The following is an 18,570-nucleotide window of genomic DNA, read 5'->3' on the forward strand; positions in this document are numbered from 1 at the left end:
ACACGTCTGGCCTGAGGCAAGTATTTAGATTGTATCTTTGTGTTTCATTGCTGCCAATTATGGCAATAAAAAAGGCCAGTGGATATAGCACTGGCCTGTATTCAGTAAATCTAAAGTAATTGCGGCTTCAGATTACTTCATTTTGGGGTTTTTGCCGGTGGCGGACAAATTCACCACAATACGGCGGTTTTGGCTATGAGCTGATTCTGTATTGCCTTGCACAGCCAATTCAGTTTCGCCTTTGCCAACAGTTTCAATTTGAGAAGCACTAAAACCGTGACGCTCAATTAATATTTTCTTCAGTGACTCAGCGCGACGCTTGGACAAGCCCATGTTGTAATCATCGGTACCCGGTGCAGAAGTATGCCCAACAATTTGCAGATAACGAATGTCATTATCACGTGCAAAATCCACTAACTCCTGAATTCTGTTGTAATAATCAGACGTGATTACATCACTGTTGTTGGCGTAATATACGGTTAACTGATGCTGATACTGGACGGCTTCATATACAGTACAGCCATCGCTATCCACTACATGACCACGCGGTGTCGCCGGACATTTGTCCATATCATCGGTTACCCCATCAGCATCGCTGTCTCCAGGCCCCATATCAGCTACTTTCTGCGGTACCGGTTCAGCTTTTGGCACAGGTCTGACAGGAGTAGGTTTGTGCTTACTTGCTTCAGTTTCAAAGAAATAGCGCAAACCCAGAGTCACGTTATCGGATTTGTCGCGATCAAATTCATAGCGTACTGCTGAAATGTAGGCCTGCATCTTTTCCGTTACCTGATAACTCACTTCTGCACCATAGTACATATCAGTGCCTGAGTCGGATAACACGGAAGAGAACGGGGTTGAATTAACATCATTATCCCAGTTCCACATCCCAACTTTGGCTGAAATTTTCATGATATCGAAAGGAATAGATGCCACCAGGCCTAATGTAATGCCGTCACCAGACTCAGGAACTTGCGCCTGGGCATCCTGTAAAAACTGTTGTGTATCGGTAGTTCTGCCAGTAAAAGTTGAAGTGTAATCACCTAAATCGCGGTAACCCCCTTCTAAGGCAAAATGCTCCGAGAACTGGTAACCAACTAATAAACCATAAGTCAGGTCAGAGTCATCAAAACTAAAAGAACTGATTTGCAGGTTGGCTTCGTCTGCCAAATTTAAAAAGCGCTCTTTGTCAAAGTCACTGACGGATTGACCAAACTCACCACCAACATACCAACCAAGCTGAGGAGCGCACTGAGTGCTTTGCTCAAAACAGGTATCAGCGGCCAGCGCATTTGCGGAATTTAAACCAGCAAGCAAAAGACCAGTTAAAACTAGAGATTTTTTAAAAACGCGTTGCATGTGCAATGTGCTCCAAATGAGGTGTTTTCATATAATTTTTGTTCATTATAGTGTGTGCGGAAATTAATTCAGCCCTACTGAGAAATTAATCACACTATTTGATACTAAAGTCTACTACTTAAGACCAGTATCTGAAGTTGAAAGTCACATTTAGATGACTTAAATTCGGTTTCGCATACTCATAAAAAAGCATATATTGGATGCCGCACCTTTTTTAAGTATGTGATACACTTTTGAATGATTTTGTCTTAGCGATGTAATATGACCCAGGAACTCATTTTAGAAAAAGCCAAAGCCTACTGTGATGCCAAAGGCGTCAGATTCACCTCATTGAGAGAAAAAGTCTACGCCTTGATGCTGGAACATTCGGGTGCAGTGGGTGCTTATGATCTCCTGGATCAATTAAAAGCCACTGAAGATTCAGCAAAACCTGCAACAGTTTACCGCTCTCTGGACTTTTTGCTGGAGATGGGGCTGGTGCATAAATTGGAATCTGATAATACCTTTATTGCCTGTCATCACTTTGACTGCCATCATCCAGTGCAGTTTTTGATCTGCGAGTCCTGTGGAAACGTTCAGGAAATTCAGTCAGCGGGGCTTAAAAAGCAGCTTGAAGAACAAGCTAATAACCTTGGGTTTAAAGTGAAAAAACAAACTATTGAAGCGCATGGACTTTGCGCTCATTGCCAGTAGTTATCAAGCCCTGGATTTCGGTAAATTAATGTCGCAGTCGTGTATAATGCAAACAAACAATGAATTAGCGATATATCAGATTGTTTCTTTGCTAAGCTTAAGTACCGTAAAGAAAAACAACAATAACTAACTTTGGAAGTCTCTGAATAATGAATGCTGAATTCGTTAACCCATTTATCATCTCACTTGTAAATGTGTTAAAAACGATGGCTCAAATTGAATTACAAATTGGTAAGCCTAAAAAGAAAACAGACTCGAGAGCCCGTGGCGATGTGTCCGGCCTAATCGGCATGGTAGGCCCAGAAATTGCCGGGTCAATGTCTATCACCTTCGAAGAAGGTCTGGCCTTGCAGGTGATGAAAGGCATGTTGGGTGAATGCCCTGACACTCTTGATGATGAAGTCAACGATATGGTGGGCGAAATCACCAATATGGTGGCGGGTGGTGCTAAAAAAGAACTGGCCAAGAAAGGCTACGACATTGGCATGGCGACACCGGTGGTAGTTTCCGGAAAAGAGCATACTATCAATCACAAAGTCAGTGGTCATAAGATGATCATGCCGTTTAAAGCTGAAGGCGGTAAAGCTTATATTGAAATCTGTTTCGATAAATAAGCAAAATCTGTAGCGCAATGGCTATGTGGTATCAAAAGCAAATTAGCCTTAAAGCAAAGTCCAGAGGATTTCATCTGGTTACAGATGAAATTCTGAACCAACTGGAAGAACTAAGGTCTGTCAAAACAGGCCTGTGCCACCTGTTTATAATGCACACCAGTGCCAGCCTGTCTGTTAATGAGAACGCCGATCCTACGGTACGCAGTGATATGGAAGCCCATTTGAATAAAATGGTGCCGGAAAATGCCCCTTATTTTGAACATACCTATGAGGGGCCAGATGATATGCCGGCTCACATAAAAGCCAGTTTGTTGGGTAGTAGCCTGACATTACCCATTAGTCAGGGGCGTTTAGCACTGGGCACCTGGCAAGGTATTTACCTGGGTGAACACCGTGATTACGGTGGCCAAAGAAAGCTGATGGTGACTATTCAGGGCGAATAGTCCGGCAACTTATTCTGTTAACTCGATGGGGTACAAGGTAGTAACGCCACCACTTTTGCTGCAACGTAATTTCGGCTTGGCAGAATCAAGCTGACTTTGTTCTGAGCAAGTCATTCTTTGTGCTTTTAAACCGTATTTCGCGATATACTCTTGTTGTTTCGCATCGATTCTGGCACGTATATCCGGCGTAGCTGCTTGATAAAAACTGTTGTATTGATGTTGCCAGTCATCTTTACCCACTTCATTGGCAACGCCCAACCAGGCCATTCCCAATACCGACGACTGTTCTACGTGTTGACCTTTCATAAACATGAAGGCCAGAAAATACTGTGATTCCTTTAACCCCCACCTGGCCGTTTCACTCAATAACTCAAAGGCTTGCTGGTATTCTCCGGCAAGATATTTTTTAATCCCCAAGCGCTCATTAATAAACATGCCTTTTTGACTGACATGTTCAATACCCGTACTCTGACATCCCGCCAAAAACGCCAATAACAAGGTGCTGGTAATCAGCTTCCGTACTTTATTCATGATATTTCCTTTGCTAAAAAACTGAAGGGGCCGAATTCAGCATTATTCCTGAGGATAATCAGTGGCCACTACAGGCGTGTAATTGTCGAAACGCGAAAACTTACCCTGGAAGGTCAGGCGCACTGATCCAATTGGACCGTTACGCTGCTTACCGATGATGACCTCGGCCACTCCTTTGTCCGGAGAGTTCTCGTTGTAAACTTCATCCCGATAAATAAACATGATCAAGTCAGCATCCTGCTCGATAGAGCCGGATTCCCTCAGGTCAGAGTTAATGGGGCGTTTGTCGGCTCGTTGCTCCAAACTACGGTTGAGCTGGGATAGTGCGATAACCGGTACTTCCAGCTCTTTGGCTAAGGCCTTTAACGAGCGAGAGATTTCTGCGATTTCCAGGGTACGGTTATCGGAGAAGGCCGGGGCACGCATTAACTGCAAATAATCCACCATGATCAAACTGAGCCCACCGTGGTCACGGTGGATTTTACGAGCGCGGGAGCGCACTTCCATGGGGGTCAGGCCTGATGAGTCATCAATAAACAAGTTGTTTTTCTCATCCAACTGCTTAACCGTGTTGGAAATTCTGGCCCAATCTTCATCTTCTAACTGGGCGGTTCTGACCCGAGTCTGATCGACGCGACTCAGCGAGGCCAACATCCTCATCATGATCTGTTCCGAGGGCATCTCCAGGCTGTATACCAGAACCGGCTTATCCGAACCCATCATGGCGTTTTCGCACAGGTTCATGGCAAACGTGGTTTTACCCATCGAGGGACGAGCCGCTACGATGATTAGGTCAGAACGCTGCAAACCACTGGTCATTTTATCCAGGTCGGCGTAGCCGGTAGAAACACCGGTAATATCCGCGCCCTGTTTATTCAGTGCGTCCAACCGGTCGATAGTGGCCTTCAGTACCGAGTTGACGTCCTGTGGACCTTCACTCTGACTGGTGCGCTTTTCTGCAATCTGGAAGACTTTGTTTTCCGCCTGATCCAGAATTTCAGAGGATTCCAGGCCCTCGGGGTAATAACTGGTTTCGGCAATGTCATTGGCTGCGCCAATCAGCTCACGGCGTATGGCGCGCTCTTTGATAATATTGGCGTAAGCCACCACGTTAGCGGCGCTAGGAGTGTTTTTGGCCAGTTCAGCCAGATAGGCAAAGCCACCAGCATCTTCCAATTCCTGACGATGCTCCAGGTCTTCCGATACGGTAATAAGATCTACGGGTTGCGATTTTTCCAGCAGACGAATAATGGCAGCGTAAATGATTTGATGGGAACGATTATAAAAATCTTCCATTATCACGATTTCAGCAACGCGATCCCAGGAATCCGGGGCGATCAACATACTGCCTAATACCGATTGCTCCGCCTCAATTGAATGAGGAGGGGTTTTAAGCTTTTCTACATTTGCGTCTTTTTCACGACTACCAGAGTCGCGACCACCTACCGCTTTCACATCAAACCTTACTTGTTAACCGAATGGCTTATTATCACTTATTCTGCAACAGCCCGCCAGAGTTGCGACGACAACTTCATTAAAATTCCCACAAATAAAAAAGGCCGACGGGGTTTCCATCGGCCTTTATTGATAGCTATTTTCAGTACTTAATTGTTATGGGTATCCAGTACAATCCGGCCACTAACGGTTGATAAGTCCACTTTGGCTTTGCCGCCTCTGACCGCAAATTCTAACCAGCGACCCGGACCATACTTAGCTTTTTGCATACGGTCGTCGGTAATGCGATTAACTATGTTGCCGCCTGCGTGGCCGGTAATATCAAACGTGGCAGAAACATCTTTTTGTAGTTCCACTGTGATCCGCCCGGAAACGGTTGAACCTTCAATTTCGCCGCGCTCCAATAACGTCAGGCTCACTTCGATTTCACCGTTTACCGTTACCATTTCCAACGAATCCACCTCAGCTAATTGCAGTTCGATACCACCATTAACGGTTTCTGCTGTCACTTCCTTAATGCTGCTACGACTTTCAATATCGCCGTTGATGGAAGTTAACTTCAGCGATTTACCACTGGAATTTTTATCACGGATGCGACCATTAACCGTTTCTAAATCGATATCACCGGAGATATCCGAAGCTTCAATCTTACCGTTAACGCTTTGCAACCCTACCCGCCCTTGAATGTCCTTAGCTTCTACGTTGCCATTTACGGTACTGGCATCCAATCCTTTCTGTAATTCAGAGATGTCCGCATCGGCATTAACACCCGAGTATCTGACGTGGCTTTTATGCGGCACACGAATATCCAGATCATCACCCGGACCACCGGAGTTCCAGTTGCCTTTGTGTTTAGGCATTTTTACCTGAATCAACATCCGGCCATTGCGTTCTTCAAAAATGAATTCCTCGGCTTTATCATCCAATTCACCCACTACTTTGATTTCCTGCTTATCCCAGCCGCGGATGGTGATATTACCGCTGGTATGTTCAATTTCTACATCGATATTGTCTTTTACCTGGCGCGTTTCGTTAACCTTTTCACCGGCAAACAATGGCATGGAAAAAACAACTGCCAATATTGGGGTTAAAAATGCGTACTTCATAATTCTACCTTCTCTGTTCAGGGTGAAATTCTTGCGGATATGCCTTTGGGCAATCTCCTAAAGTCTTCTTTACAGGATTTAAATCTCTTGCCACACCGGGGCGTGAACCCGCTCAATCAAGGCCAATTGTTGCTGATGCACCTGCTGTAGCATTTTCAGCAACGTAATATTATCCGGATCATTTTGCAAAGCGGCCTCTATTGCTGAAGCAGCCTGCTCCAACTCCTGCAACTGGGACTGCCAGTTATCGGTTAACTCTGCCGACTCGGATAAGGAAGCCAGCAATACCGACTTTTGTTCATCGTGCTGTTGCATCATATGACTCACCAGATTGGTCGATGGAGCTAATTCCGGTGATGTCTGTAAGCCATTCCAGCCCAAAACCGCCACCAATGCAACACTGGCAGCCAAGGCCAGGTTACGCGTTCCACTATTGCCAAAAATACTGACAACTGCAGCGCTTTTACGCTCTTTAACTACGGAACTTTGAGCTTGTCCTGCCGGTGTTAGGGCAATATCAATACCTTGCCACAAGTCTTTTTCCGGCTGTATCTCTTTTGGCAGAGCGCGAACTTTATCTTGTAAAGCCTGTTCAAAATTGTCGTTACTCATAACCCATCCAATCTTTCATCAACTGCTTAGCCCGGTGAAATTGCGCTTTGCTGGAGCCAACCGCAATATTCATTCGTTGTGCTATTTCTTCATGGCGATAACCTTCAATGGCATGCAATACAAAAACTATGCGTGCCCGCTCCGGTAATCTGACGATAATGGCGTCCAGATCAATTTCGCCACTCAACCCTTCACAAGGGATCTCGGCTGCGGCAGAGTCTTCCAGGTTAAACATCTTTTGCAGCCAACCTTTTTGCTTCCGCAAATAGGAAATCGCAACATTAGAAGTAACACTGTGCAACCAGGTAGAGAATTTACTGTCTCCATTAAAGTTAGCTAATTTTTGCCAAACCTGGATAAACACTTCCTGAGCCGCTTCTTCGGCATTTTCCTTGTTTCCGGTCAGGCGAAAGCACAGTGCATATACCTGCCCAATATGTTGCTGATAAATCTGCTGATAAGCATTACGGTCCCCTTGTTTCGCGGACTCAATAAGGTTTTTCAGCCGCTGTTCCCGTAAAACAGGTTCAGCATCTAGCACTTTCGTTTCCAAACTCAATGTTTATCTGTTTGCTTGTTTGATGAGTAAGACGCAGCTTAGTTGATAAAGGTTTAAATAGAAATTTGAATTTAATAAAAAAATATCGTTTTGAGGTAAAAAAAAGCCACAGATAGTACTGTGGCCAGGTTCAGAACACACGGAAAAGAGCATCCTTGCCAGAGCGTGCTGACATTTGTACGCCACTCCCTGTGGCAAAAGTCAACGCATCCTGGTGAGATAACGCGTGAGCACTTTTGAATATTCCAAAAAAAAACCGCTGCGGTTGCAACGGTTTTTTAGAACTGAGCCAGAAAGCGATTAAGCTTCTCTGATTATGTGCAATTTCACGCTAGCAGTAACATCACCGTGGAACTGGATGTCGATTTCGAATTCACCCGTTTCGCGGATAGTACCAGTAGGTAATTTAACTTCAGCTTTAGCCACTTCAAGACCAGCTGCAGTGATTGCATCAGCAATGTCACGCGTACCAACTGAACCGAATAACTTACCTTCGTCACCTGCAGGTGCCGCGATAGTTACTTCAGCAATTTCAGCCAGTTTAGCCGCTTTCGCGTTCGCAGCTTCTAATTCAGCAGCGATTTTTGCTTCAAGCTCGGCACGACGTGCTTCGAATTTTTCAACGTTTACTTTAGTTGCAGGAACTGCTTTACCTTTAGGGAAAAGGAAGTTACGTGCATAACCAGATTTAACGCTAACAGTGTCACCTAAACCGCCCAGATTGGCGATCTTGTCTAGTAGAATGATTTCCATCTTGCTACCTCTTTAATTTCGCCAAAAATTACTTGTGGCCGTCAGTGTACGGCAATAACGCCAAAGAACGTGCGCGCTTAATAGCTGAAGATAACTGGCGCTGATACTTAGCGCTGGTACCTGTAATACGGCTAGGCACGATTTTACCACTTTCAGTGATGTAGTTTTTTAACAAAGAAATGTCTTTGTAATCGATTTCCTGCACGCCTTCAGCAGTGAAACGGCAGAATTTACGACGTCTGAAATAGTTAGACATAATAAGTCTCCTTAAATTAACTTATGCTTCTTCAGCGTTTTCTGTTTTCTCTGCTGCTTTTTCAGCAGGAGCAGGACGCGCAGGTCTTTCACGGCTTTCTGACTGCTGCTCTTTAGCCATTGGAGATGGCTCAGTTACAGCGGCTTTAGTGCGCATGATCATGTTGCGAAGAATAACATCGTTAAAACGGAAAGCAGTTTCTAACTCTTCAACAGCTTCTGGAGTTGCTTCTGCGTTGATCAACACATAGTGCGCTTTGTGAAGCTTTTCGATTGGGTAAGCCAGTTGACGGCGACCCCAGTCTTCCAAACGATGAATTTGACCACCATCGTTGGTAAGGATGTTGGTATAACGCTCGATCATACCAGGAACTTGTTCACTCTGGTCAGGGTGAACCATAAATACGATTTCGTAATGACGCATGATTGCTCCTTACGGTTGAGGCCTTGTACAGCACAGCCAGACTGCTTGAAGGCAAGGAACTAAATTAAGTGGCTGATTTAAGGGCGCGAATTCTATAGAAATGCACCGCTTATAGCAAGGTTTATTTTTGTACAGTGCGTAATTGTCTGCGTTGACTATTCGATAGCCACCAAAAATACCACACCGGCTAGCGCCACCAGCGACCATAGCATTACCCGGCCACTGACTTTTTCGCCCATGATGCGAGACACCCCAAGGGATAAAATAACACTGGTGGCAAACAGGGTTTGTACCACCGCCGCTTTGGTATACGTGAAGGCCAGCATTTGCAAAAATAGCGCGGCAAAAGTACCAATAATGGTAGCACCGGCGAATAACAGCCAGGTTTGTTTCAGGGTGTCGGTTTTAGGTAACCAACGGTCCTTTTTGATAATCATCAGCACCACTATGATGGCCATACCGCCCAGCAAACGGATCTGACTGGCATTGGCCGGATCGATGTCGGTAGAGGTTAAAATATCCCGACTAATAACCGCTCCAAATGCCTGACACACAGCCGCCAGCGCCGCATAGACATAGCCGGTCATTTCAAAGTGATGTACTTTTTGCTTCTTCTGCAGCTTGATAACCATGTCTACCGACAAAATTACCACCGCAATACCCAGCCATTGTTGCCAGGTGAGCCATTCAGCAATCCAGGCCATGGCAAACAATGCGGTAATAATAGGGGCAAGCGTCTCAGCAATTAAAATAGCTTGGCTATCGCCAATCTTGTTGAGGGCCTGAAAAAAGAAGGTATCTCCCAGTCCAATGCCGATGGCACCACTGAGTAACAACCAAAACACCTGATTTTGAGTGAGGCTAAAATCCGGATAGAAAAACTCGGTAACACCGAACAGAACAATGGCGGCCACCAGCCCTTTCCAAAAGTTCAGAGCCAGCGGTGAAAAACTCTTGCCAAGGATCTGAAACATACGCGAGGCAACAGCCCAGCATAACGCCGTACTCAGTGCAGCAATTTCTCCAATCAAAACAGTCTCCGGTTGAATCCAGTGATTTCAGGGCCGGGGATTGTAACTGTGATTCAGCTTTCGTCAACCACTGCGATGTGCATTATGCCAACTTCTATATCAGTGACCTTCACTCTTGTTCCAGCGCTTTCTTCACTATCGCACTTCAACTGCCATTCAATACCGGAAAACCGAAAATGGCTGGTTTTACCCGGCTTAACATCCTCAGTTAGCTCAAATTCCATACCGATAAGGTCACTCTTAACCTTGTGTGTTTCGGTTTTTAACTGCATGTTTTTAAGAGGTTGCCACAGCACAGCGGCACTAATTGCGGTCAAGATACCGGTGCCCAGTAAGGCATTGAGCCAGGTTTCCGGTACGCCCAACATAAATAGCAGTGCAGTACCCAGCGCTGCTAATCCCACAAAAAACAGGAAAAAAGTGGAGAATCCCAACACCAACACTTCAATCGCCAGCAGCACCAAACCCAGTACCACCAAAGTTTCCGTCAGGTGCGTGTGCAAATAATCCATAGCGAACTCCTTTTGTTTTATTCGGTCTTGTTGAGCTTATTAATGATGGTCATGGCTTGCGCCACCACAGAAGCGGCATCGGATCCGTTATCGGGAAGCAGCACCACTGAAGACTCTTTGGCAATCGCCTGCTTCGCTTCTATCGCTTTGGTGGCCAGATCCAGCTGGACGGCCTTTTGGCCTTCTTCGGTATTGGCGGCAGCACCCACTTTGGTCAGTGCGGCTGCCTGGGCGTCTGCCACAGCGATGATTGCTTTGGCTTCACCTTCTGCCCTTAACACCTGCTCAGCTTTTTCTGCTTCTGCTGCCAGAATTTGTGAGCGTTTCTCACCTTCGGCCACATTAATCGCTGACTGACGCTGTCCTTCTGACTCAAGAATCTGAGCCCGTTTCATACGCTCTGCCTTCATTTGCGCTTCCATGGCATTCATGACTGACTCAGGCGGCACTATGTCTTTTATCTCATAGCGCATCACCTGGATACCCCAGGGAGAGGAAGCTTCATTAATTTGCGACACTATCCGCGCGTTTAAGGTGTCCCGCTCTTCGAAGGTTTTATCCAGTTCAATTTTACCCAATTCGGAACGCATTGTGGTTTGCGCCAGTTGCGTCACCGCAAACACATAATCCTCAACACCGTAAGTGGCTTTGTATGGATCCAGCACCCGGAAATAGAGCACGCCATCCACAGACAAAGATATATTATCTTTAGTAATAGCAGACTGGCTGGGCACATCCACCGCCTGCTCTTTCAATGAGCGATTCGCCGCCACTTTATCTATAAAGGGCACAATAAAATTGAGGCCGGCTTCCTTGGTGGATTGATATTTTCCGAAACGCTCCACGATAAAAGCGCGGTTTTGCGGCACAAACTTAATGGATGAGCGTAATATAACGATGACCAACACCAGAATAAAAATTTGCGGTGTCAGCAAGTATTCAAAGACCATATCCATACATAAATTCCTTGAGCAACGTTGGAAGTTCACCCCAATATAGCAGAAGGTGAAATTAAAATGCGGATATTTTTTAGCGTTTAAAAGCCCAGTTTTGCTCTGATTTGCAACGCCTGTGCCAGCGGAATATCGGGGTAATCAGACCCGCGCAGAAAGTGCACATACTTGAGGGTGCGAAAGCCATCAAACCAGTCGGTCAACGCTTTTTGCAACTGTGCTTGGGAATACCCCTGTTTTTGCCATTTTTTGCAGGTTTGCCAAAATCCAGCCTGCTCCAGATAGTCTTGACTGATGCGATCAAAATGCGCTTCGTTTAGTGAATCTAAAGCATCGGGGGTCAGCGCTGCAAAAGCCTCCAGCAAGGTCTTTAAATGCACGAATATTTGCGGATGGTAAACTGGATAAGTCTCTTCGGTTAGCTGTTTTTGCACAATATCCTGCACGGCGGGACCGGTACCAAAAGGCACCCGGTCTGAAACACGGGATTGGATCAGCAACTGTGGCGACAAGGCTTGTATCTTTCCCTGCTTTGCCAACTTATTAAGTAAGTAAAAGTCTTCACCTGCGGCTTTTTTGGGAAATCCCCTAACCTGACAATAAGCCAGTGCATCCACCAACAAACAGCTGCCTATGGTATGAAAAGCAAATGCGGAGCCGGCAAACCTGAGTCCACCAACATAATGTTCCAGGCGCTGTTCATAAAGGTGAGTCGCAGCATCAACTTTATAGTCTCCACTGGCAATGTGTTTAAACTGAAAAACCCCCGCAACACTATTTTTGGGCAAATGACTATTTAGGAAATAATCGTCGGGGAGTTTGGTGTCGGCGTCCGTGGAATAGATTTGAGTATTTTTTACTTTGTTTTGTTGGATTAACCAACAGGCGATATCTGCAGCTATTTTACGTGCCAACCCCACCCCATGCGCTTTTGGAATAGCAAGACCTTCGGAATACCTATCAACGATTAAAACCTGAACTGCAGTACCTGAGAAGACTTGTAATCTAAGATTTTCCGCCCTCCACTTTGTATCACTTAGTTCGCAAATGTGCGCGCAGAGTGCCTGTTGTGACGATGTGCTTTCGCTGCCCTGTGGCTGATTAACCACTAAAATCAGTAGTACTCTGATGTCGCTAAACTGACGGACAAATCGAACTACAAACTCGGCTGACTCCCGGTACGCAGGTATCAGTACAACATAGTCGTAGTGGTTTTCAGGAAAACCCGTGAGTCCAGATACTTCCGGCTCAGCATAATTGGCTAGGTATTTAGTAATACTCCTGGCGATTTTGTCAGAATTCATATTGTTATTTGGAATGTCATTGGGCGGGCCTTATTTATTTGAATGCCCTGCCAATAACTGAGGTAGTTTACGCAGCACCTTAAGTGGAACGGTAAAAAAACGAGGGGGCAGCCCGTTTACTCGCCAAGCCCTGATATCTTCAACTATGGATTTTACTTTGCTTAATGGCTTGCCGGAACTGTTGCCTCCGGTGCGCATTTTAACCATAAAATCAGGCAGGTAGGCAGTACTAACCTCATACTTATACAAAAAGCGTAACATCAATTCATAGTCGCCAGAAATACGAAAGTCGCTATCAAACAAGCCATACTTCTGATAAATACACTTTTTGACAAAAAACGTGGGGTGCGGTGGCGCCCATCCAAGTTCAAAGTTAGATTTTTTAAAATCGCCGCTTTTCCACACTCGCCATGCCCTGTCAATATTTTCGCGTTGAACATAAATCAAATCACCATAGACAGAGTCAACATTGGCTGAGTCAAACACACCCACAACTTTGTCAAGCACCTGATTGTGGCTGTAGAAATCATCAGAGTTAAGGATACCAATAATCTCTCCAGAGGCCATGGCGATCGCCTGATTCATGGCATCAAAGATACCGTTATCCTTACCCTGGATTAGGGTTATCTGGCTGCCGAATGTCTTAATGATATCCAGGGTATTATCAGTCGAACCCCCATCAAAGATTATATATTCATAGTCCTTAAATACCTGTATCAATACACTATTGATAGTATCCCCAATGGTAGCCTCACTGTTCAAACAGATGGTAATTATTGATAATTTCATTGTTATCTGCAGGCGCTTTCTCTCTAGATGCGCATTATTTCCTGTTAGATAAAAATAGTTCTATCCACTGTACCTGCTCTAAACCTTGATTTCGGTGTTAATCTGCTTAGATATCCACTCATAGGTTTGCCTTAAGCCAGAATCAAGAGACACGCGAGGAGTCCAATTCAACTTATCGGCAATCAACTTATTGTCGGAATTTCGGCCCCTGACTCCGATTGGGCCCTCAACATGCTTTAATTTCAAATTTTTTCCTGAAATATTCATATAGCACTCTGCAAGAGCATTTATCGATATCAATTGCTCAGAGCCAATATTCACAGGCCCAGAAAAGTCTGAAAGAACAAGTTTATGAACAGCTTCAATGCAATCATCGATATACAAAAAAGAGCGGGTTTGTTCACCATCACCCCATATCTCGATCGCTCCACCATCCTGCGCCATAGCTACTTTCCTCGCTAATGCGGCTGGAACCTTCTCCTTACCACCGTCATAAGTTCCTTCTGGACCATAAATATTGTGAAACCTGGCAATGCTAATATCCAGACCATAGTTGCGTTGAAATGACAAATATAGACGCTCGCTAAAAAGTTTTTCCCAACCATATTCACTATCCGGAGCCGCTGGATATTCAGTGCCCTCGGTACAATTAGGGTTTTCGGGGTCTAACTGATTAAATTCAGGGTAAACGCAAGCAGAGGACGAATAGAATACTTTTTTGGTTCCCTTTTTGACCATTGCCTTCAAAATATTCAAGTTGATCAACACAGAGTTGTGCATGACATCTGCGTCATTGTCCCCTGTAAACAAATAACCCGCCCCTCCCATGTCAGCAGCTAACTGGTAGACTTCATCTATTTTATGGCTAAAAAGGCTTTCAACGAATTTTAAATCCCTCAAGTCGCCGATAAAGAACTTATCTGCTGTAGTTTCCGAAAATTCAGGGTATTTCAGGTCAGCCCCAATTACGGTATACCCTTCAGACTTTAGTCGGGTAACTAGATGACTACCGATGAATCCACCAGCGCCGGTGACAAGTGCTACTTTCATTTTGCCCTTTGTTATTGTCTAATTATCAGCTTAATCTTAACCTTATTTCGGTTTAGAAAACTATATTTTCAACAAGTTAAATCTAAAAAACACCAGCTAGCCACCTGTGATAACAGCATGGGTGAAGTATCGGAAACAGGTAGTTAATAAGTGACTGGCACATCTAATAAGTTATTGTTCTGGAACGGAAGACAATGGGACAAATTTCTCATCATTGAAAATCATGATATCCAAGCCGGATTTTGCGCGCTAGTTGTCTTTGTCCTGAATGGAATTAGAAAAGCCAGCGCTATCAATGCAATTCCCATTTTTGACTTCAACGGCCGCAATACCGGTTACTTCTATGATGAAAGTAAAGGAGATTCAATATGGGAGTACTTTTTCCAGCCAATCAGCCCCTTCAAGGTTCAGGAGGTAAAGCATTGGCTAACAACTGGAAAACTGAATCGAGATGATGTGGAGATAATGTCTGCTAAAGAGTTTGGTTATCTTCACCATCATGATCCTCATAGAATAGCAACATTCTGGGCATGGGAAGTGCCTAAAGACAAAGCGCAGTGGATGCAGGAAAAGCGGCATTTAGGTCGGGAGTATGTGCGAAACTATATTCGGCCCAAAAACGACATTTTACGTAAAGTAGAACTTTTTTGCCGCGAAGAATTCTACGCGCAAAAAGTGTTTGGCGTCCATATCAGGGGGACTGATTTCGCTTACGCCAAGCCGATTGGCATTGCCGAATACTTCGTACATTTGGATGACCTTATCGATGATTTACCTCATGAAGACTATCGTATTTTTGTCGCTACAGACCAACAACAGTATTTAGACCAATTTATGTGCCGTTACGACAACAAAGTAGTGACTTATAATGCGGCGCGCTCAACAAGTCATATCGCTCCATTTAGACTTGAAGGTATTAGCGGTTATCAGCGGGGAGAGGATGCCTTAATGGATATGCTAATTTTGTCTCGCTGTCAGCATATTATTAAAGGTCCAGCAGCCTTAGGAGAAATGGCCTCATGGTTTTCAAACCACTGTAACGTCATTGACTTAGGGCTACAGAGTGAATTTAAAGATAAAGGCTATGCTCAACTTACGAGCGCCTACGCTGCGCTGAATATAGACCAGAAAAGCCAGCGAGAAATCCGCGCTCACAAGATGAAAGAGAGGTTGGTCAAACAGCTTTTCAGTTGGAAACTAGTCGCCTACTTTTATAAACGTATTGAACTTGTGAGGCGGTGGTTGCTGCACTGACGTTTCTGTTGCTCTATCCGGCGATAGGTGATTCAACTGCAATGTTTTCCCGGACCACACAATATGCTTACTCGCTAGTCCGTTAATGATAATGGGTTGCTCTGTTCCAATATTCGCAGGTACAATAAAATCAGACATCATCGGGCTTGCTATTACTCACTCAGCAACCTGATTCTATCCATAATAAAGCGCGCGAATTGTTTGATAATCTCCCTGTTGGATTAATATCCCATTTCTAATCAACAGAGCATCAGTGCACAATCTATTCAATAATTCGACGTCATGGCTAACGACGAGAATAGTGACACCAATTCCCGCCAAATATTTTAACCTTTTAATAGATTTTTCACGAAAGCCTGCATCGTTAATCGATAGAACTTCGTCCACAATCAAGATATCTCGGTTTTGGTGAGTTGCTACAGCAAAAGCAAGCCTGGTGAACATGCCCGTGGAATATCTTTTCATCGGTGTATCAAGGTAGTCTCCAATCTCGGCAAAATTAACAATATCGTGAAATCGAAGTGCAAGTTCTTTCCTGCTGAACCCCATTAGTGTTGCGTTGAGGTATATATTCTCTCTACCCGTTAATTCGGGATGGAATCCGACACCCGCCTCCAACATGGGAGCAACCGTGCCTCGAAGAATGATTTCACCTTCGGAAGGATCAGAAATTTCGCTGATCAACCTTAGAAGTGTGGATTTTCCAGAGCCATTATCCCCCATAATGGCCACAATTGAGCCACGCACAATGTCGATGTCCATATTTCTGATAGCCCAAACCGTCTGTTCTTTTCTACGAAAAGGAGAGAATAGCGCTGAGCCTTTTTTATTTTGCTCTTCAATGGGCAACGGGATGCGGAAGCTTTTACCAAGATTGCGGGCTTCAATGACGTTATTTGGTAATTCCATTTCCTACTCTCAAATAATGTCTGCAAACTTTCGTTCGTTCGAGCCAAAAACGTAAATACCACTAAAAAGAAGCAGCACTAAAGAAATCCCTCCCGCTACCAGACAACTCATATCTGGACGAAATGCCTCACCTAAAAGACAAAAACGCATCATTTCGATGATAGCAACGAGTGGATTGAGGCTGTAAAATAGTTGCCATTGTTCCGGCACACTGTTGATGGTAAATGCAACGGGACTGACAAACATCGCTAACCTCAAAAGATAGGGTACCAAAGTCCCAATATCCCGCTTAAACACGTTAAGCGTTCCAAGCCATAATCCGAGTGAAAAATTTAACAATACAAGCGCTGCAAATACAATTGGGATCCAAAGTAAATTCAAAGTAAAGGGAATATTAAAATACGCCATGAACCCAAATAACACGCCTAAATTGATAACGGGTCCCAATGAGTTTTTCAGGGCCGCGTTAATCAGAAATACTATTCGCGGAAAACTGGATCTGACGAGGATATCGGCGTCATCGAGTAAACAGGTAGTTCCTTTGCTTACAGAGCCGGAAAAGAACTCCCAGCACACAAGTGCCGATAGCGCGATGAGAATATAAGGCACCCCATAATCAGGAAAATTACCAATGTGTTGAAAGACAAATATTATGGTCAACGCCATTGCAACAGGTTGAATTCCCACCCAGCCTATACCGAGCAAGCTCTGCTTGTAAGTCACCATGAGGTCTCGCTTCATCAAGAGAAATAGCAGCTCTCGCGTTTGCCATATCGTTGCTAAGCTGACGTATCTGAAGCGCTTATCATTGTGACGAATAATTTTTTTCATTGGGAATTTATAATGTACTCAAGTTATTGTTTATCAAAGATAAGGTTTACCCATAAGCGTTTTTATCCGATAACGCACAAACCTCATGGCATTATACATGCCACCTTTCAAAGACATCAGGATAATCTGAAATATTAGTAAAACCCTGTGACTTTTTTTATTCAGAACATCCAGACTTCGACGATCGCCGGCAGCCGACATAGGTGTAGCGCGCCCTTCTTCCAATGCAACATCACCTAACCCCCAATTATGTCCATTAGGGTTTAGAGTGGGCTTATCGAAGGACTTAGACCAGTCTGGATTTAATTTCCGATGGCTATGCCTTAATTTAAAGCCAACGTTAATATGCTCAAGGTGAAAAAAATGATACCCAAACACTTTGCCGATATTAACGACCGGATATTTCTTGATCAGTCGGGTTGCAAGATCGACATCCATATACCAGTAATAAATCAATCTCTCATCATAACCGCCGATATCTTCCCAAAGTTTTCGATGCATCATCAAAATACCTACGGCAGAGGCCCAGTAACAAAAAGGAAGTTCTTCGCTGAGGTTCATACTCTGATAGCGAGAAATGGCAAAGTCTAAATCATCTAACCCCGGTTTTTTAGCAACGAACTTATAGGGTAGTTGCTTACGAGCCGCGAACATATAAGAGTTTTCCAGCTCAAAATCGATGGCTGTTTTACCTTCAACAGCGTTGAAAAAGCTGACCAGGAAGTCTTTTGTTACCAGCGTATCTTGATCAATCCTACCAATAAAACTGCCCCGGCTCCTTTTGGCTGCAACATTCAATGCAATGACTTCCCCAAAAGGGCTATCTTTTTGCAGCTCAGTTGCCATGACTACCGGAACCAAAACAAAACGAGTTATCGCCGCAGCTTGCTCTGTGAGCTCAATAACGTCTGCAATAGGGATTTCACTGCCCCAGTCAGTCACGACGACTTCAATTTCACTTTGCAGATTGAGTGCGTATATATTTTGGCACACATAATTAATGCTGGTAGATAAGCGCCACATGGGATCGCCCATGTAATTGTCATTCCTTGAGCAGATAATTAATGAAAGTACGATATCGTCACGCTGAGTCAATTTACCATCCTTGCTGCAAATATTGAAAATCGGTCGCC

Annotated in this window: 22 protein-coding genes; 4 read left to right on the forward strand and 18 right to left on the reverse strand. The window is 44.5% G+C overall.

Going from position 1 to position 18,570, the window contains the following annotated elements; genetic code table 11:
* Positions 1-132: 132 nt before the first annotated feature.
* Positions 133-1,359, reverse strand: a complete 1,227-nt coding sequence (locus ACXAD8_RS11170) for an OmpA family protein (protein WP_475228444.1) — start codon at positions 1,357-1,359, stop codon at positions 133-135.
* 261 nt (positions 1,360-1,620) lie between these two features.
* Here ACXAD8_RS11170 and ACXAD8_RS11175 point away from each other — a divergent pair, with 261 nt between their 5' ends.
* The 3 genes from ACXAD8_RS11175 to ACXAD8_RS11185 all read left to right on the forward strand — a co-directional run bounded on the left by ACXAD8_RS11175 (position 1,621) and on the right by ACXAD8_RS11185 (position 3,109).
* Entirely contained in the window at positions 1,621-2,052 is a 432-nt protein-coding gene (locus tag ACXAD8_RS11175; protein ID WP_475228446.1) for a transcriptional repressor, read from the forward strand.
* A 149-nt stretch (positions 2,053-2,201) separates the two neighbouring features.
* Complete coding sequence (locus ACXAD8_RS11180; RefSeq protein ID WP_475228449.1) at positions 2,202-2,666, forward strand: chemotaxis protein CheX; 465 nt, start codon at positions 2,202-2,204, stop codon at positions 2,664-2,666.
* 23 nt (positions 2,667-2,689) lie between these two features.
* On the forward strand, positions 2,690-3,109 hold the full coding sequence (locus ACXAD8_RS11185) for a secondary thiamine-phosphate synthase enzyme YjbQ (protein WP_475228451.1): 420 nt from the start codon (positions 2,690-2,692) through the stop codon (positions 3,107-3,109).
* Between the two features lie 9 nt (positions 3,110-3,118).
* Here ACXAD8_RS11185 and ACXAD8_RS11190 read toward each other — a convergent pair whose 3' ends face one another.
* The 14 genes from ACXAD8_RS11190 to ACXAD8_RS11255 all read right to left on the reverse strand — a co-directional run bounded on the left by ACXAD8_RS11190 (position 3,119) and on the right by ACXAD8_RS11255 (position 14,443).
* Positions 3,119-3,640, reverse strand: a complete 522-nt coding sequence (locus tag ACXAD8_RS11190) for an SEL1-like repeat protein (protein WP_475228454.1) — start codon at positions 3,638-3,640, stop codon at positions 3,119-3,121.
* Positions 3,641-3,682: 42 nt separating this feature from the next.
* On the reverse strand, positions 3,683-5,095 hold the full coding sequence (gene dnaB, locus ACXAD8_RS11195) for a replicative DNA helicase (RefSeq protein WP_475228456.1): 1,413 nt from the start codon (positions 5,093-5,095) through the stop codon (positions 3,683-3,685).
* Positions 5,096-5,244: 149 nt separating this feature from the next.
* Positions 5,245-6,201, reverse strand: coding sequence for a DUF4097 family beta strand repeat-containing protein (locus ACXAD8_RS11200; RefSeq protein WP_475228459.1), 957 nt, complete (start codon positions 6,199-6,201; stop codon positions 5,245-5,247).
* 78 nt (positions 6,202-6,279) lie between these two features.
* On the reverse strand, positions 6,280-6,813 hold the full coding sequence (locus ACXAD8_RS11205; protein ID WP_475228461.1) for a hypothetical protein: 534 nt from the start codon (positions 6,811-6,813) through the stop codon (positions 6,280-6,282).
* Complete coding sequence (locus ACXAD8_RS11210; protein ID WP_475228464.1) at positions 6,806-7,354, reverse strand: RNA polymerase sigma factor; 549 nt, start codon at positions 7,352-7,354, stop codon at positions 6,806-6,808. The genes ACXAD8_RS11205 and ACXAD8_RS11210 overlap by 8 nt, the downstream gene beginning before the upstream one ends.
* A 318-nt stretch (positions 7,355-7,672) precedes the next feature.
* Positions 7,673-8,125, reverse strand: a complete 453-nt coding sequence (gene rplI / locus ACXAD8_RS11215) for a 50S ribosomal protein L9 (protein ID WP_475228466.1) — start codon at positions 8,123-8,125, stop codon at positions 7,673-7,675.
* A 28-nt stretch (positions 8,126-8,153) separates the two neighbouring features.
* A complete protein-coding gene (rpsR, locus tag ACXAD8_RS11220) occupies positions 8,154-8,381 on the reverse strand; it encodes a 30S ribosomal protein S18 (RefSeq protein ID WP_229531161.1) in 228 nt (75 codons plus the stop codon).
* Positions 8,382-8,402: 21 nt separating this feature from the next.
* Complete coding sequence (gene rpsF / locus ACXAD8_RS11225) at positions 8,403-8,804, reverse strand: 30S ribosomal protein S6 (RefSeq protein WP_229531162.1); 402 nt, start codon at positions 8,802-8,804, stop codon at positions 8,403-8,405.
* 155 nt (positions 8,805-8,959) lie between these two features.
* Entirely contained in the window at positions 8,960-9,835 is an 876-nt protein-coding gene (locus ACXAD8_RS11230) for a DMT family transporter (RefSeq protein ID WP_475228470.1), read from the reverse strand.
* A gap of 53 nt (positions 9,836-9,888) precedes the next feature.
* Entirely contained in the window at positions 9,889-10,347 is a 459-nt protein-coding gene (locus ACXAD8_RS11235; protein WP_475228472.1) for an NfeD family protein, read from the reverse strand.
* Between the two features lie 17 nt (positions 10,348-10,364).
* The gene (locus ACXAD8_RS11240; protein WP_475228475.1) at positions 10,365-11,303 is read right to left on the reverse strand and encodes an SPFH domain-containing protein; all 939 of its coding nucleotides are present in this window, start codon (positions 11,301-11,303) and stop codon (positions 10,365-10,367) included.
* 80 nt (positions 11,304-11,383) lie between these two features.
* Positions 11,384-12,604: a glycosyltransferase family protein gene (locus ACXAD8_RS11245; protein ID WP_475228477.1), complete on the reverse strand. Its 1,221-nt coding sequence runs from the start codon at positions 12,602-12,604 to the stop codon at positions 11,384-11,386.
* Between the two features lie 30 nt (positions 12,605-12,634).
* The gene (locus ACXAD8_RS11250; RefSeq protein WP_475228479.1) at positions 12,635-13,393 is read right to left on the reverse strand and encodes a glycosyltransferase family 2 protein; all 759 of its coding nucleotides are present in this window, start codon (positions 13,391-13,393) and stop codon (positions 12,635-12,637) included.
* 78 nt (positions 13,394-13,471) lie between these two features.
* Complete coding sequence (locus ACXAD8_RS11255) at positions 13,472-14,443, reverse strand: NAD-dependent epimerase/dehydratase family protein (protein ID WP_475228482.1); 972 nt, start codon at positions 14,441-14,443, stop codon at positions 13,472-13,474.
* 150 nt (positions 14,444-14,593) lie between these two features.
* Between ACXAD8_RS11255 and ACXAD8_RS11260 the strand changes: the two genes are divergently transcribed.
* Positions 14,594-15,697 carry an O-fucosyltransferase family protein gene (locus ACXAD8_RS11260; RefSeq protein ID WP_475228485.1) on the forward strand — a complete coding sequence of 368 codons (1,104 nt, stop codon included), beginning with the start codon at positions 14,594-14,596 and terminating at the stop codon, positions 15,695-15,697.
* 174 nt (positions 15,698-15,871) lie between these two features.
* On the opposite strand, the gene ACXAD8_RS11265 is transcribed toward ACXAD8_RS11260, so the two are convergent.
* From ACXAD8_RS11265 to ACXAD8_RS11275, 3 genes are read right to left on the reverse strand one after another with little or no spacing between them, the layout of a single operon-like run.
* The gene (locus tag ACXAD8_RS11265) at positions 15,872-16,606 is read right to left on the reverse strand and encodes an ABC transporter ATP-binding protein (RefSeq protein WP_475228488.1); all 735 of its coding nucleotides are present in this window, start codon (positions 16,604-16,606) and stop codon (positions 15,872-15,874) included.
* A 9-nt stretch (positions 16,607-16,615) separates the two neighbouring features.
* A complete protein-coding gene (locus ACXAD8_RS11270; protein WP_475228490.1) occupies positions 16,616-17,437 on the reverse strand; it encodes an ABC transporter permease in 822 nt (273 codons plus the stop codon).
* Between the two features lie 33 nt (positions 17,438-17,470).
* The gene (locus ACXAD8_RS11275; RefSeq protein WP_475228493.1) at positions 17,471-18,532 is read right to left on the reverse strand and encodes a glycosyltransferase family 2 protein; all 1,062 of its coding nucleotides are present in this window, start codon (positions 18,530-18,532) and stop codon (positions 17,471-17,473) included.
* Positions 18,533-18,570: the final 38 nt, after the last annotated feature.

The sequence above is a fragment of the Planctobacterium sp. AWH2_060 genome (assembly GCF_056158425.1).